We start from the raw sequence: 15,342 nt of genomic DNA on the forward strand, positions 1-15,342 counted from the left end.
CAACATTTGCACGGAGGCGACCACCTTTGCCGTGGAGCATGCAATGCCGCAAATCATTCATTTCCTGTTGTTACCCGGTTTCTCGGCCATGGGTTTCATCAGTGCTCTGGAACCACTGCGGGTGGCCAATCGTTTCAAGGGCCCGTTGTATCGCTGGCAGGTGTTGAGCCTGGACGGCGGGCCGGTGCTGGCCAGCAATGGCATGTCGGTAAACGCCGATGCAGCGCTGGCGGCGGGCGAACCTGGCGGCATCCTGCTGATCGTCGCGGGCTTCGAGCCGTTGGCCTGTTACGGGCCGGCACTGCAGCAGGCGCTACGCCGCCTGGACCATGAGGGAGTTGTTCTGGGTGGCATCGATACCGGCGCGGTGGTGCTGGCCGAGGCCGGCCTGCTCGACGGCCACCGCGCCACCGTGCACTGGGAGGCGCTGGAGGCATTCAAGGAGCGCTATCCACGCTTGCAGGTGACCCAGGAGCTATTCGAGATCGATCGGCGGCGCATTACCTGCGCAGGCGGTACCGCGTCAATCGACCTGATGCTTGACCTGATCGGCCAGGCCCATGGCAGCGAGCTGGCTGTGCAGGTATCCGAGCAGTTCGTGCTCGGGCGCATTCGCCAACGCCAGGACCACCAGCGCATGCAGATCGCCAGCCGTTACGGCATCAGCAACAAGAAGCTCGTGAAGGTGATCGGCGAGATGGAGCGAAATATCGAGCAGCCGCTCAATACCCAGGTGCTGGCCGATGCAGTGCAGGTGACCCGGCGGCAGCTGGAGCGCCTGTTCCGCTTGCATCTGGACGACACGCCCAGTGGCTTCTATCTGCGATTGCGACTGGACAAGGCTCGGCAGCTATTGCGCCAGACCGACATGAGTGTGCTGGAGGTGGCGGTGGCGTGCGGGTTCGAGTCGGCGTCGTATTTCACACGGAGTTACCGGGCACGGTTCGAGCGGTGTCCGCGGGAGGATCGGTTGGTCCGAGTGGTGTGACTGGTCCTCGTTAGTCTTCGAGGTTCAACTCTCGCGTTACTGGAAAACCTGTTTGGTTAGACGAGGTGGGACCCCGCGCAGCGTGCAATGCCGCCTGGCTAGAACTGATCGAGATCGGATAGCGCCTGGAGGCGTTTTTCGACCTGTTCTCGCCGCATCTCGAAAGCCCGGGCGTCGAGCTTCGCGCCCATGTGGTCCAGCTGCAGGGCAAGGCGCGTCCGCGGGGTATCCGGGTCGGTCGAACAGCAAAGGTTAAAGACGATCGCTACCGGGCTACCGCTGTCATCCAGGTCAAATTCGATGCGCAGGTGCGAGCTGGCCGAGGTGCTGCGCAGCAGGGCGAGGTCTGGCTGTTGCAAGCCATGGAGTATGTCCTTGGCAGCCCGCTCGAATTTGAGGTTGCGCCTCTGGGGCGCTGGAATCCAGCCGCTGAAGACGTCTTCGAACACGGCATCCGTGGGTACGTAGTCTAGGCTTTTCGTCGTCCGTTCGATCAGTTTGACACCGCTGTCTTCCAGGCCCTGCAGAAAACGGCTGAACCAGCGCTGGCCATCCTGTTGGCGATCGTGAACCTGGTTGGCCTCCAGTTGCGCCAGGCGCAGGCAGGCATGAAGGTCTTCCCAGGGTTGGTCGGCAGGTTTGGTGGGCATGCTTCTGGCCTCGCGGCAGGAGGAGGGGGGCCTGGCGCCGCAGGGCGGCGCCAGGTCCAGGTCAGATGTCCAGCGCCAGGATGTCGAACGCCTGGCTGGCCAGCTTCAGCCTGACGGCTTCGCGCATGGCGGCGAAGTGGCGAACACTGAACGAGCCCTGTTGCGAGGCCCGATATACCCGGGTGTTCGACTTGTCGATGATGCGGCCAGCGGACCCTGCGGTTTTCTCGGCCTTGTCATAGCTCAGCTGAACGCTGGTCATGTGCATGATCGGCAGGCCTTGAGGTGTCATCTCGCAAGCCGAAATCTGAATGGTGCTGGATTTGCCCGAAACGCTCACGCTGCTTTCTTCAAGCAGTTGCTGCGCCTTCGGTGTTTTCACGATCACTTCGAAGGAGCGTTTTACACAGCGGCTCAGGCGGTGGCTGGCGCCGATCTGGACGGTGACGATCTGAGGCACCAGGGTGGCCAGCGTGTGGGTGTCCTTGTCGATAGCTTCCTCGACATGGGCGGCGCCGGTCAGCGTCCAGCCGAACTTGCCCAGGCCGTCGTTGTAGAAGTTGTACCACTCGCGCTGCTGGGTTTCCTTGTCGAACTTCTTGTTCGCCGACAGGTTCATCAGGCGCATGCCATCAAGCACATCTTCGGCAACGCTGGCGGGCACATCAGGGGCAAAGATGCAGACGGTGTTGGCAACCATGACGGCGCGTTCTTCGCCTTCTTTCTTCAGGGCGGCGATGGCGCTGTTCATGTCGGTCTTGCTGATAGTGGTGGTCATGTCTTGGTTTCCGATCAAGTTCATCATCGGCGCCTCGGGCGAGGCGCCTGGGACGTACTTTGGTTCGGGGCGTCAAGACAGATAAGCCGAAAGCCTTTCCTGCGGAGGAAGTCCCCCTACTGCTGGCCGATGGACTGCAGGTACTCCGAGCGATCATCGCTGCGCTGTGCCACGCAGGTGTTCCACGCCGCTTCGAACGCCTTGCTGCCGGGCTTCTCGGCGTAGGTTTCGACCTTGCAGTCGGCATCGCGCAGTTGCGTCCAAAGTTTCTCGGCCGCCTCCATGCGCCCGGCCAAGGCCGCAGCCTTGTCGCCTTCGTCGGCGTACTGGTCGCGAATGCGCTGGATCAGGTCGTCATACGCGGATTTCAGTTCACGCTCGGCCGTCTGCTTGTTGAACGCCGCGCAAGCGAATGTCTGCTGGTCGCTCTCAACGTTGTCGCACGGGGTGCTTTCCTCCTCGCCGGCCTGGGCGCCCGATACCACAGCCAGTAATACCAGCCATGCCATTGATTTCATCCGTTTTCTCCTCAACAAGGCTGACGAATTGGCTGGATTCTCGCTCAGCCGCAGACAAGACGATAGCTCCCTGAAGAAATGTTCATGAAACGGCCGGAAATGTCGTTATCGAGACTGTCTCTCATCGCCAGACGGCGTGCCAGAGGGCGCGATGTCGCGCATTGACGCTTTCGGCAAACCCCCTGTCGTTTTTGCATCGGGGCGCCTTTGGGCACAGGCATATGCTGGCCCCAAAGCGCCGACACAAGGTTTGGCGCAAACCCATTCAATAAAAGGGGACAGCCTGATGAGCCCAGCCGAACTTCACGCCGACAGCATCGTCATCGACGGCCTGATCATTGCCAAATGGAACCGCGAGCTGTTCGAGGACATGCGCAAAGGCGGTTTGACTGCGGCCAACTGCACGGTATCGGTCTGGGAAGGCTTCAAGGCAACTGTCGACAATATCGCCGCCAGCCAGAAGCTGATCCGCGACAACAGCGACCTGGTGATGCCGGTACGCACCACTGCCGACATCCGCAAGGCCAAGGAGCTGGGCAAGACCGGTATCCTCTTCGGCTTCCAGAACGCCCATGCCTTCGAAGACCAGATCGCCTACGTCGACGTGTTCAAGCAGCTGGGCGTGGGCATCGTGCAGATGTGCTACAACACCCAGAACCTGGTCGGCACCGGCTGCTACGAGCGTGACGGCGGCCTGTCGGGCTTCGGCCGCGAGATCGTTGCCGAAATGAACCGCGTCGGCATCATGTGCGACTTGTCCCACGTAGGCTCCAAGACCTCCGAAGAAGTCATCCTCGAGTCGAAAAAGCCGGTCTGCTATTCACACTGCCTGCCATCTGGCCTGAAAGAGCACCCGCGCAACAAGTCGGACGAAGAGCTGAAGTTCATCGCCGACCACGGCGGCTTCGTCGGCGTGACCATGTTCGCGCCGTTCCTGGCCAAGGGCATCGACTCGACCATCGACGACTACGCCGAAGCCATCGAGTACACCATGAACATCGTCGGTGAAGACGCCATCGGTATCGGTACCGACTTCACCCAGGGCCACGGCCAGGACTTCTTCGAGTACCTGACCCATGACAAGGGTTACGCCCGTCGCCTGACCAACTTCGGCAAGATCATCAACCCGCTGGGCATCCGCACCGTGGGCGAATTCCCCAACCTCACCGAAACCTTGCTCAAGCGCGGCCACTCCGAGCGCGTGGTGCGCAAGATCATGGGTGAGAACTGGGTCAACGTCCTCAAGGACGTGTGGGGCGAGTAAGCCGCTCTCCAAGCCTGAAAGCCCCTGCCAGCAACGCCGGGGCATCCCAATAAAAAATTTTATGGAGTTGAGTTTCCATGGCCAAGATCGCCCCGCAATTGCCAATCGAAGTAGACAGCGAGACCGGTGTCTGGACCAGCGACGCCTTGCCGATGCTGTATGTGCCGCGCCATTTCTTCGTCAACAACCACATGGGTATCGAAGAAGTCCTGGGCGCTGACAAGTACGCCGAGATTCTCTACAAGGCCGGCTACAAGTCCGCCTGGCACTGGTGTGAAAAAGAAGCCGAGTGCCACGGCCTGGAAGGCGTGGCGGTGTTCGAGCACTACATGAAGCGCCTGAGCCAGCGTGGCTGGGGCCTGTTCGAAATCCAGGACATCGACCTCGACAAGGGCACCTGCAGCGTCAAGCTCAAGCACTCTGCGTTCGTGTACGTCTATGGCAAGTGCGGCCGCAAGGTCGACTACATGTTCACCGGCTGGTTCGCCGGCGCCATGGACCAGATTCTCGCTGCCCGCGGCAGCTCGATCCGCACCGTGGCCGAACAGGTCTATGGCGGGTCGGAAGAAGGCCACGAAGATGGCCTGTTCGTTACAAAGCCGTTGTAAGCCGGAGATAGCGTCATGGCATTCGAAGCAATGTTCCAGCCGATCCAGATCGGCAAACTGACCATCCGCAACCGTGTGCTCAGCACCGCGCACGCGGAGGTCTACGCCACTGACGGCGGCATGACGACCGACCGCTACGTGAAGTACTACGAAGAAAAGGCCAAGGGCGGTATCGGCCTGGCGATCTGCGGCGGTTCGTCGGTGGTGGCCATCGACAGCCCGCAGGAGTGGTGGGCGTCGGTCAACCTGTCGACCGACCGCATCATCCCGCACTTCCAGAACCTGGCCGACGCCATGCACAAGCATGGCGCCAAGATCATGATCCAGATTACCCACATGGGCCGTCGCTCGCGCTGGGACGGTTTCAACTGGCCGACCCTGATGTCGCCGTCGGGTATCCGTGAACCCGTGCACCGCGCCACTTGCAAGACCATCGAGGTGGAAGAGATCTGGCGCGTGATCGGCAACTACGCCCAAGCTGCCCGCCGCGCCAAGGAAGGTGGCCTGGACGGCGTGGAACTGTCGGCCGTGCACCAGCACATGATCGACCAGTTCTGGAGCCCGCGGGTCAACAAGCGTACCGACGAATGGGGCGGCACCTTCGAAGGCCGCATGAAGTTCGGCCTGGAAGTACTGAAGGCTGTGCGCGCCGAGGTCGGTGACGACTTCTGCGTGGGCATGCGTATCTGTGGCGACGAGTTCCACCCCGATGGCCTCAGCCACGAGGACATGAAGCAGATCGCCGCCTACTACGATGCCACTGGCATGCTCGACTTCATCGGCGTGGTCGGCTCGGGTTGCGACACCCACAACACCCTGGCCAACGTCATCCCGAACATGAGCTACCCGCCGGAGCCGTTCCTGCACCTGGCGGCCGGCATCAAGGAAGTGGTCAAGGTCCCGGTGCTGCACGCGCAGAACATCAAGGACCCGAACCAGGCCACGCGTATCCTCGAAGGCGGCTACGTGGACATGGTCGGCATGACCCGTGCGCACATGGCCGACCCGCACCTGATCGCCAAGATCAAGATGGGCCAGATCGACCAGATCAAGCAGTGCGTCGGTGCCAACTACTGCATCGACCGCCAATACCAGGGCCTGGATGTGCTGTGCATCCAGAACGCCGCGACCTCCCGTGAATACATGGGTGTGCCGCACATCATCGAGAAGACCACCGGCGCCAAGCGCAAGGTGGTGGTGGTTGGCGCCGGCCCGGCCGGCATGGAAGCGGCCCGCGTGGCTGCCGAACGCGGCCATGACGTGACCCTGTTCGAGAAAAAGGAGCAGATCGGCGGGCAGATCACCATCGCCGCCAAGGCTCCGCAGCGTGACCAGATCGCCGGTATCACCCGCTGGTACCAGCTGGAGCTGGCGCGCCTGAAGGTCGACCTGCGCCTGGGCACCGCTGCCGACGTGGCCGCCATCCAGGACCTGCGCCCGGACATCATCGTGCTGGCGGTGGGTGGGCATTCCTTCCTGGAGCAGAACGAGCACTGGGGCGCCGCCGAAGGGTTGGTGGTCAGCAGCTGGGATGTGCTCGACGGCAAGGTTGCACCGGGCAAGAACGTGCTGGTGTACGACACCATCTGCGAGTTCACCGGTATGTCGGTGGCGGACTTCATCGCTGACAAGGGCAGCCAGGTCGAGATCGTCACCGACGACATCAAGCCGGGTGTGGCCATGGGCGGTACGACGTTCCCGACCTACTACCGCAGCATGTACCCGAAAGAAGTGATCATGACCGGCGACATGATGCTGGAAAAGGTCTACCGCGAAGGCGACAAGCTGGTGGCGGTGCTGGAGAACGAATACACCGGCGCCAAGGAAGAGCGCGTGGTCGACCAGGTGGTTGTAGAGAACGGCGTGCGTCCTGACGAGCAGCTGTACTACGCACTGAAGGAAGGTTCGCGCAACAAAGGCCAGATCGACGTGGAGGCACTGTTCGCCATCAAGCCACAGCCGATCCTCAGCCAGCCGGGCGAAGGCTACCTGCTGTACCGCATCGGCGACTGCGTGGCCCAGCGCAACGTGCATGCGGCGATCTACGACGCCTTGCGCCTGTGCAAGGACTTCTGATCGCACTGGCATGAACACCGCCCCCGAGGGCGGGATTGGCCCCCTGTGGGAGCGGGTTTACCCGCGAATGCGTCAGCACTGACAACATCGTTGCCTGATCGGACGCATTCGCGGGTGAACCCGCTCCCACAGGGTCCGCGCCGCCCTTGAGAGTGGCGCAAGAATCCAGCTGTTGTGGGAGCCTCCCATGTTGAACACCCTTCTACCCATCCTGCTGTTCGCTGCCCTTGGCCTGGCGGTGCTCGGCGCCCTGCGCCGGGTGCGCATGTGGCGGCGTGGCCGGCCTTCCAAGGTCAACCTGATCGGCGGCCTGCTGGCCATGCCGCGCCGCTACCTGGTGGACTTGCACCATGTGGTCGAACGCGACAAGTACATGTCCAAGACTCACGTGGCCACCGCTGGCGGCTTCGTGCTGTCAGCCGTGCTGGCGATTCTGGTGCACGGCTTCGGCCTGCAGAGCAAGATCCTTGGCTATGCGTTGCTGGTGGCCACCGTGATCATGTTCAGCGGCGCCATCTTCGTCTTCAAGCGCCGCCTCAACCCGCCTTCGCGCCTGTCCAAAGGCCCGTGGATGCGCCTGCCGAAGAGCCTGCTGGCGTTTGCCGTGAGCTTCTTCATCGCCACCTTGCCAGTCGCCGGCATCCTGCCGGCCAATACTGGCGGCTGGGTGATGGTGGGCATTCTCGGCCTGGGCGTGCTGTGGGGCGTGTCGGAGCTGTTCTTCGGCATGACCTGGGGCGGCCCGATGAAACACGCCTTCGCCGGTGCCCTGCACCTGGCCTGGCACCGCCGCGCCGAACGCTTCGGCGGCGGCCGTTCCACCGGCCTCAAGCCGCTGGACCTGGAAGACCCGAACGCGCCGCTGGGCGTGGAAAAGCCGGTGGACTTCACCTGGAACCAGCTGCTGGGCTTCGACGCCTGCGTACAGTGCGGTAAATGCGAAGCCATGTGCCCGGCCTTTGCTGCCGGCCAGCCGCTGAACCCGAAAAAGCTCATTCAGGACATGGTCATCGGCCTGGCCGGTGGCACCGACGCGCAGTTCGCCGGCAGCCCATACCCGGGCAAACCGATCGGTGAGCATGGCGGCCATCCGCACCAGCCGATCGTCAATGGCCTGGTCGACGCCGAAACACTGTGGTCGTGCACCACCTGCCGTGCCTGCGTCGAGGAATGCCCGATGATGATCGAGCACGTCGATGCCATCGTCGACATGCGCCGTCACCTCACCCTGGAAAAAGGCGCCACCCCGAACAAGGGCGCCGAAGTGCTGGACAACCTGATCGCCACCGACAACCCGGGCGGCTTCGCTCCTGGCGGGCGCATGAACTGGGCCGCCGACCTCAACCTGCAACTGCTGTCGGAGGTGAAATCCACCGAAGTGCTGTTCTGGGTCGGTGACGGTGCGTTCGACATGCGCAACCAGCGCACCCTGCGCTCGTTCGTCAAAGTGCTCAAGGCTTCTGGCGTGGACTTTGCCGTGCTCGGCCTGGAAGAGCGCGACAGCGGCGACGTGGCGCGTCGTCTGGGCGATGAAGCGACCTTCCAGCAATTGGCCAAACGCAATATCCAGACACTGGCCAAGTACAAGTTCCAGCGCATCGTCACCTGCGACCCGCACAGCTTCCATGTGCTGAAGAACGAGTATGGTGCCCTGGGCGGCGACTATCAGGTGCAGCACCACAGCACCTACATCGCCGAACTGATCGCAGCGAAAAAACTCAACCTGGGCCAGCACAAGGGTGGCAGCGTCACCTACCACGACCCTTGCTACCTGGGCCGTTACAACGGCGAATACGAAGCCCCGCGTGAAGTACTCAAGGCGCTGGGCATCGAAGTGCGCGAAATGGAGCGCTCGGGCTTCCGCTCCCGCTGCTGCGGTGGTGGCGGCGGTGCGCCGATCACCGATATCCCTGGCAAGCAGCGTATCCCGGACATGCGCATGGACGACATTCGCCAGACCGAGGCCGAGCTGGTGGCCGTGGGTTGCCCACAGTGCACCGCGATGCTCGAAGGCGTGGTCGAACCGCGCCCACAGATCAAGGACCTGGCCGAGCTGGTTGCCGACGTATTGATCGAAGAGGATGCGCCGGCCACCGCAAAGCCGCAAACGGCCAAACGTGAACCTGCGGAGGTGCACTGATGAGCGACATTATCCGCCGCGACCCGCGCGCCGAGTGGATCGCCCGTAACCGTCTGCACCCGCTGCATGCAGCGATGCAGACGCAGCAGACCAGCTGGATGGGGCCCAACGGCCTCATCCGCAAGAACCCCCATGCGATTGCTGCGGGTTTCATCGGCCCGGCCGGGCTCAAGCGCATCGACCGCAGCGGCGCCCAGCAGGGCACCGCTGTGGGCGGGCGACGCACGGCGGCGGCGGAGGTCAAGCTGCCGCTGCACCAGGTGCCGGCGCCGGCGTTCTACATCGCCGTTGTACCGGACATGGTCGGTGGCCGCCTGAGCAGCCATGACCGTGACCTGCTCGGCCTGGCCCACAGCCTGGCCGGCAGCGACGGTGCGGTGCTGGCAGTGGTGTTTGGCGAGCACAAGGAAAGCAACTTTTCCACAGCCGGGGTCGACCGCCTGCTGGTTATCGAGGGCGAAGCCTTCGAAGGTTATGCACCGGAGCAACTGGTGCAGGGCCTGCGTGCTGTGGATAACCAGTTCACGCCACGTCACTGGCTGCTGCCCGACAGCCGCACCGGTGGTGGCGAACTGGGCCGGCGCCTGGGCGCGGCACTGGGCGAGCGCCCGGCGACGCGGGTTTGGCAGGTCAAGGACGGCCAGTGCATCGGCCGTGCCGGTGCCGGCCAGCAAGACCTGCAGCGCGCCGTACCACGCCTGATCCTGGCGGCGGCCGAGTGCGCCGAGCCAGTCAGCGAGACCCGTCACGAAGCGCTGCCCGTGGAGTTGTCCACAAGCGTGGCGCGCAGCCTGTCGCGCATCGAAGACCTTGGTTCGGTGGCCGTGGACCCGGCCACCATTGCCATGGCCGAGGCCGAGTTCATCGTCTCGGGCGGCAACGGCGTCAAGGACTGGGACCTGTACCACAGGGCCACCGCGGCCCTGGGTGCCACCGAAGGCGCCTCGCGGGTGGCGGTGGATGACGGCTTCATGCCGCGCAATCGCCAGGTGGGTGCCACTGGTACCTGGGTTACCGCGCGGGTCTACGTGGCTGTGGGTATCTCGGGCGCGATCCAGCACCTGCAGGGCATCGGTGCCTGCGACAAGGTGGTGGCGATCAACATGGACCCGGGCTGCGACATGATCAAACGGGCTGACCTGTCGGTGATTGGCGACAGTTCGGCGATTCTCCAGGCACTGATCGAGGCTGTGGACAACTACCGCAGCGGCGGCCAGCGCGACGCGGCATAAGGGCACGAGCATGAGTACGAAAGTGATCAGCCTGGTTTCCATCGGTGCCCACCCCAGCTCGGGCCGCGCTCGCCGCGCCGAGCAGGATGCACGCGCTGTGGAGCTGGGTTTGCAGCTGGCTGGAGATAACTTGCAGGTGGTGCATGCCGGCGACCCTCGGGAGGAAGCACTGCGCGCCTACCTGGGCATGGGCCTGGACCATCTGGATGTGCTGGAGCAGCCCGCCGGTGCCGACGTACTGGGCGTCCTCGGCGATTACCTGCGCGACGCCGGGGCACAGCTGGTGCTGACCGGCAGCCAGGCCGAAACCGGCGAAGGCTCGGGCATGCTGCCCTTCCTGCTGGCGGAAAAGCTTGGTTGGCCGCTGATTGTCGGGTTGGCTGAAGTGGAGTCGATCGACAACGACACCGCCCAGGTGCTGCAGGCGTTGCCGCGTGGTCAGCGGCGTCGGCTGAAGGTGCGCCTGCCGTTGCTGGCGACTGTGGATAACGCTGCGCCCAAGCCGCGCCAGAGCGCTTTCGGGCCGGCGCGCCGGGGTGTACTGGCGGCGCGCAACGTAGCGATTGTCGAAGATGAACTGCTGGCCGAAGCCGAACTGCAACCAGCTCGCCCGCGGCCCAAGCGGCTTAAGGTGATCAAGGCCAAGAGCGGCGCCGACCGCATGAAGGCAGCGACGGCCAAGGCCAGTGGCGGCGGTGGCAAGGTGCTGAAGGATGTTTCGCCTCAGGAAGGCGCCGAGGCCATCCTCAAGCTGCTGGTGGAAGAGGGCGTGCTGCGCTAGAGCCTGAAGCGTCATGTAACTCTTTGTGGGAGCGGCCTTGTGTCGCGAAAGGGCCGCATAGCGGCCCCAGGTTTCTGCAATATCGCAGAAATTGCCGGGCTGCTACGCAGCCCTTTCGCGACACAAGGCCGCTCCCACATAGATCGCATTGCCTCAAGCCATGCGCAGTCCCTGTAGGAGCCTGGCTTGCCAGCGATGAGGCCCTTACAGACAACCCAACACATTAGCTCCCACTCAATATCCAGAACCACTGCGTATTTTGCCCACCAAATCTGTTCGCCAACATGTGGATAAAGTGTTGGCGCATAGCCGCAGCCCTTGTATGACGGGGTTTCCAAGCTTTTGATCAAAAAACGATCAGTCTTATCCTGCCTTCGCATGCAACGCGCGGCAGCACCCTCCTGATTTTGCCCACAATCGCTGTTAGCCGGTCTGTGGATAATCTGTTCGGTATCTCCTGTAAGCGGCGTAGTGAAAGGGTTTGACAGACTTGCTCAAAAATTGATCAATTCCGCCAGGATCCTCCGGAATGCCTGAAAATCAAGCTCTTGGGTGACTTATCAACAGGGCGATCGCAAAACACTTATGGGTTGCTCACAAACTCTGTTGGTGGCTCTGTGGACAAGGTGTACGAACTCCGCTGTAGCCCAGGAATGACACCGCGTTGGCCGTTATGATCAAATAATGATCAATGTACGGCCTGATATTTTTGCCAGTATCAAAACTTGCAGGCGCTGGTTAGCGTATCCACGAAAGCGCCTAATTGTGGATAAATCATGGCCAGACGTTTGTTGGGGACCGATCGGCAGCATTCGGTTTTGAGCGGCATTCCTTTTCAAGTGAAAGCTTATTCACCCTATGGCGTCATGGCAGCTGCCGCTGTGCCGGGGCTGGCGTTCTGTGGTCAGTATCGTGATCCAGTGACGGATGGCTACCCGTTGGGCAATGGCCACCGCGTCTACAGCCCGAGCCTGGGGCGGTTCATTGGCCCTGACGCGTTAAGCCCGTTCGGCAAGGGGGGGCTCAATGCTTATGCCTACTGCCAAGGCGACCCTGTCAACTTTGTTGACCCAAGTGGTCGTTTCCCCGCCATCATGGCGCCGATCAGGAACATCGTCACGGGGGTGATCAACCTGGCAATCAGTGCCGTGAAAGCGTACCGGAACTACCGTGTCGAGCGAGACTTCGCCCTGAATAGTGGTTACCCGGCAAGCCGCTCTGGGGTTTTGACTTACAACACGGCAGAGCAACCCGTCGCACCATGGACTAAGCAGGATAAGGCGCTTTCGGTCGCTGGAGGCGTCATCGCCTCGATGAGTATTGGCACGGCTATCGGACGGCTGTTCACACCGGCGGCAGAGGGGTTGGCCTGGGTTGATTTTGGGATGTCCTCAGTTGCTACGGCCCTGTCAGCTTATGAGCTTTATGGGTTGGCAACGTCGTCTGCCGAACGGCGCTATCCGATACAACCGATGGCTTATCATGTGCGTACAGACGCACAGCGGCCAGATACAGCGGTGTAAAAGCGCCATGCTTCGGCCTGCTGCCGAAGCATGGCGGGTGTGTATGTATTACTGCGCCTGCACTTCCTTCAAATACGCCGCCGGCTCCGCCCCCAGGTTGTTCAACACTCGCTGGCTGTACCAGTCAATGAAGTTCACCACGCCAAACTCATAAGTCTTCGAGTACGGCCCTGGCTGGTAAGCAGTGGAGTTGATCCCGCGCTGGTTCTCTTCGGCCAGACGACGGTCCTGGTCGTTGGTGGCGTCCCACACCTTGCGCATGTTTTCCGGGTTGTAATCCACGCCTTCCACGGCGTCCTTGTGCACCAGCCACTTGGTGGTGACCATGGTTTCCTGGGCGCTGATCGGCCACACGGTGAACACGATCATGTGGTCGCCCATGCAGTGGTTCCAGGAGTGCGGCAGGTGCAGGATGCGCATCGAGCCCAGGTCCGGGTTCTTGATGCGGCCCATCAGCTTCTGGCAGGCCTGCTTGCCGTCCATGGTCATCGACACGGTGCCCTTGAGCAGCGGCATGCGCACGATACGGTTACGCAGGCCATGGCTCTTGTGCAGGTACGGGATCTTCTCGGCTTCCCAGGCGGCAGCGGAGGCGGCCACGTGGTCCTTGAAGTCCTGGCTGGCGCGTGGGTCGTTGGTGTCGTCCCATTCCAGCAGGGTTTGCAGCAGCTCCGGGTGCGAACCGTTGCAGTGGTAGCACTCGCGGTTGTTTTCCAGTACCAGCTTCCAGTTGGCCTTTTCCATCAAGGTGGTCTGTACCGCCACCTTGGTGTTTTCCATGTCGTACGGTTCCATGTAGTGGTCCAGAGTGGCCAGGAACTCGTCGATGGCAGGCGGGTTTTCCGCCAGGCTGATGAAGATGTAGCCGCCGGCGACCTTCACGTTCACCGGCTTCAGGCCATACTGGTTCATGTCGAAGTCGGCACCCATTTCGGTGCCGGCGAACAGCAGGCGGCCATCCAGCTCGTAAGTCCACTGGTGGTATGGGCAGACCAGCTTGGCCACTTTGCCCTTTTCGCTGACGCAAAGGCGCGAACCACGGTGGCGGCAGACGTTGTGGAAGGCATGCACCTTACCTTCGGCGCCACGCACCACGATGATCGGGTTCTTGCCGATCTGCAGCGTGATGTAGTTGCCCTTGGCCGGGATCTCGCAGGTCATGCCGGCGATCAACCACTCCTTGTGGAAGATCTCCTGCATGTCGATCTGGAACAGACGCTCGTCGGTGTAGAAAGGCTGGGGCAGCGAATAGGTGCGTTCGCGGGTCTGCAGCATTTCGGCGGTGGCCTTGCGTGCAGGTTCCAGTGGATCGCCCAGGCTCAGGGTTGCGGTGACGTCCATCGTGTATTCCTCGGGGCCGTGTGCGGCCGGCAAAAGGTGGCTAATCGTTGTTGTGGTGCCGCAAGGCTGCTTATCAAGAAACAGCTGGTTGTTTTGCCGTGGAGTGTGCGTCCGAAGGCGTCATGAACCGTATCCATGGGCGACATGGCCGATTTGAATTACGACGCGCCAGCCCTTGCAGCGCGGGGCTGGTCGCGATAAGCACGCCGATGTCGCAGGCAGGAATGTACGTCGTCTTCAGCTTGCGCATTATCCAAGCCATAAAAAGGCCAATAGTCGGCTGCTGGAGATGAACATGTCCGATACCTTCCTCAATCCGGTCACTACCCAGACCTGGGCCAACGGCCGCCACATCGTGCGCTGCGTCAAGGTCATCCAGGAGACCTGGGACGTGCGCACGTTCTGCTTCATGGCCGACCAACCGATCATGTTCTTCTTCAAGCCAGGGCAGTTCGTCACCCTGGAGCTTGAGATCGAAGGCAAGCCGGTGATGCGCTCCTACACCATTTCCAGTTCGCCGTCGGTGCCGTACAGCTTCTCGATCACCGTCAAGCGCGTGCCGGGTGGCCTGGTTTCCAACTTCCTGCACGACACCATGCACGAAGGTGCCGAGCTGCCGGTGCACGGCCCGGTGGGGCTGTTCAACGCCATCGATTTCCCGGCGCAGAAGGTGCTGTACCTTTCCGGCGGTGTCGGTATTACGCCAGTGATGTCGATGGCCCGCTGGTTCTACGATACCAACGGCAATGTCGACATGGTCTTCGTGCACAGCGCCCGTTCGCCGAAGGACATCATCTACCACCGCGAGCTGGAGCAGATGGCCTCGCGCATCCCCAACTTCAGCCTGCACATCATTTGTGAAAAGCATGGCCTGGGTGAGCCTTGGGCGGGTTATCGCGGCTACCTCAACCAGCGCCTGATGGAGCTGATCGCGCCGGACTACATGGAGCGCACGGTGTTCTGCTGCGGCCCGACACCCTACATGAGCGCGGTCAAGCGCATGCTCGAAGCGGTCGGCTTCGACATGAAGAACTATCACGAGGAATCGTTCGGTGCGACGCCGCCCGAGGCCAAGGCCGATGCGGTGGAGCATGCCGAGCAGGCGGCCGACGCACCGGAGCTGGATGCGGCCGATCTCAACCTGGTGGAGTTCATCGGCAGCGAGAAGAGCATCCGCATCGCCCCGGGCGAGACCGTGCACGCGGCGGCTGCCAAGGTTGGCCTGATGATCCCGAAAGCCTGTGGCATGGGTATCTGCGGCACCTGCAAGGTGCTCAAGCTGGGCGGCGAAGTGGAGATGGAACACAACGGCGGCATTACCGAAGAAGACGAAGCCGAGGGCTACATCCTGTCGTGCTGCAGCGTGCCGAAAGGGGATGTGCGGATCGATTACTGATCCGGCTATGCAGGGGGCTGCCTTGCAGCCCATCGCCGGCAAGCGCG

General features: G+C 62.1%; 13 protein-coding genes. 9 read left to right on the forward strand and 4 right to left on the reverse strand.

All coding sequences use genetic code 11. The features are described 5' to 3' along the window. Nucleotides 1–43 precede the first annotated feature (43 nt). Nucleotides 44–988, forward strand: a complete 945-nt coding sequence (locus tag RIN61_RS13345; protein ID WP_112251408.1) for a GlxA family transcriptional regulator — start codon at nt 44–46, stop codon at nt 986–988. A 98-nt stretch (nt 989–1,086) separates the two neighbouring features. On the opposite strand, the gene RIN61_RS13350 is transcribed toward RIN61_RS13345, so the two are convergent. The 3 genes from RIN61_RS13350 to RIN61_RS13360 form a co-directional block, all read right to left on the reverse strand. Next, complete coding sequence (locus tag RIN61_RS13350) at nt 1,087–1,638, reverse strand: hypothetical protein (protein WP_112251410.1); 552 nt, start codon at nt 1,636–1,638, stop codon at nt 1,087–1,089. Nucleotides 1,639–1,699: 61 nt separating this feature from the next. Next, nucleotides 1,700–2,416 (reverse strand): hypothetical protein, encoded by a 717-nt coding sequence (locus tag RIN61_RS13355; RefSeq protein ID WP_313852304.1) that lies wholly within the window; start codon nt 2,414–2,416, stop codon nt 1,700–1,702. A 116-nt stretch (nt 2,417–2,532) separates the two neighbouring features. Then, nucleotides 2,533–2,934, reverse strand: a complete 402-nt coding sequence (locus RIN61_RS13360; RefSeq protein WP_112251414.1) for a lysozyme inhibitor LprI family protein — start codon at nt 2,932–2,934, stop codon at nt 2,533–2,535. 286 nt (nt 2,935–3,220) lie between these two features. On the opposite strand from RIN61_RS13360, the gene RIN61_RS13365 reads away from it, so the two are divergent. The 7 genes from RIN61_RS13365 (at nt 3,221) to RIN61_RS13395 (ending at nt 12,558) form a co-directional block, all read left to right on the forward strand. Continuing rightward, a complete protein-coding gene (locus RIN61_RS13365; RefSeq protein WP_003257506.1) occupies nt 3,221–4,198 on the forward strand; it encodes a dipeptidase in 978 nt (325 codons plus the stop codon). A gap of 77 nt (nt 4,199–4,275) precedes the next feature. After that, a complete protein-coding gene (locus RIN61_RS13370; RefSeq protein WP_013970507.1) occupies nt 4,276–4,806 on the forward strand; it encodes a DUF5943 domain-containing protein in 531 nt (176 codons plus the stop codon). 15 nt (nt 4,807–4,821) lie between these two features. Beyond that, on the forward strand, nt 4,822–6,882 hold the full coding sequence (gene dgcA / locus RIN61_RS13375) for a dimethylglycine demethylation protein DgcA (protein ID WP_025337383.1): 2,061 nt from the start codon (nt 4,822–4,824) through the stop codon (nt 6,880–6,882). 187 nt (nt 6,883–7,069) lie between these two features. Further along, on the forward strand, nt 7,070–9,022 hold the full coding sequence (gene dgcB / locus RIN61_RS13380; protein ID WP_133969981.1) for a dimethylglycine demethylation protein DgcB: 1,953 nt from the start codon (nt 7,070–7,072) through the stop codon (nt 9,020–9,022). Continuing rightward, nucleotides 9,022–10,254 (forward strand): electron transfer flavoprotein subunit alpha, encoded by a 1,233-nt coding sequence (etfA, locus tag RIN61_RS13385; RefSeq protein ID WP_313852308.1) that lies wholly within the window; start codon nt 9,022–9,024, stop codon nt 10,252–10,254. Before dgcB ends, etfA begins: the two co-directional genes overlap by 1 nt. A 10-nt stretch (nt 10,255–10,264) precedes the next feature. Then, on the forward strand, nt 10,265–11,035 hold the full coding sequence (etfB, locus tag RIN61_RS13390; RefSeq protein WP_112251418.1) for an electron transfer flavoprotein subunit beta: 771 nt from the start codon (nt 10,265–10,267) through the stop codon (nt 11,033–11,035). Between the two features lie 776 nt (nt 11,036–11,811). Next, the gene (locus RIN61_RS13395) at nt 11,812–12,558 is read left to right on the forward strand and encodes an RHS repeat-associated core domain-containing protein (protein ID WP_313852311.1); all 747 of its coding nucleotides are present in this window, start codon (nt 11,812–11,814) and stop codon (nt 12,556–12,558) included. A 48-nt stretch (nt 12,559–12,606) separates the two neighbouring features. On the opposite strand, the gene gbcA is transcribed toward RIN61_RS13395, so the two are convergent. Further along, nucleotides 12,607–13,899 carry a glycine betaine monooxygenase oxygenase subunit gene (gbcA, locus tag RIN61_RS13400; protein WP_313852313.1) on the reverse strand — a complete coding sequence of 431 codons (1,293 nt, stop codon included), beginning with the start codon at nt 13,897–13,899 and terminating at the stop codon, nt 12,607–12,609. A gap of 295 nt (nt 13,900–14,194) precedes the next feature. Here gbcA and gbcB point away from each other — a divergent pair, with 295 nt between their 5' ends. Continuing rightward, a complete protein-coding gene (gene gbcB, locus RIN61_RS13405; protein WP_085626183.1) occupies nt 14,195–15,295 on the forward strand; it encodes a glycine betaine monooxygenase reductase subunit in 1,101 nt (366 codons plus the stop codon). Nucleotides 15,296–15,342: the final 47 nt, after the last annotated feature.

The organism is Pseudomonas inefficax (genome assembly GCF_032164165.1).
In the GTDB taxonomy this organism is placed as follows: domain Bacteria; phylum Pseudomonadota; class Gammaproteobacteria; order Pseudomonadales; family Pseudomonadaceae; genus Aquipseudomonas; species Aquipseudomonas inefficax.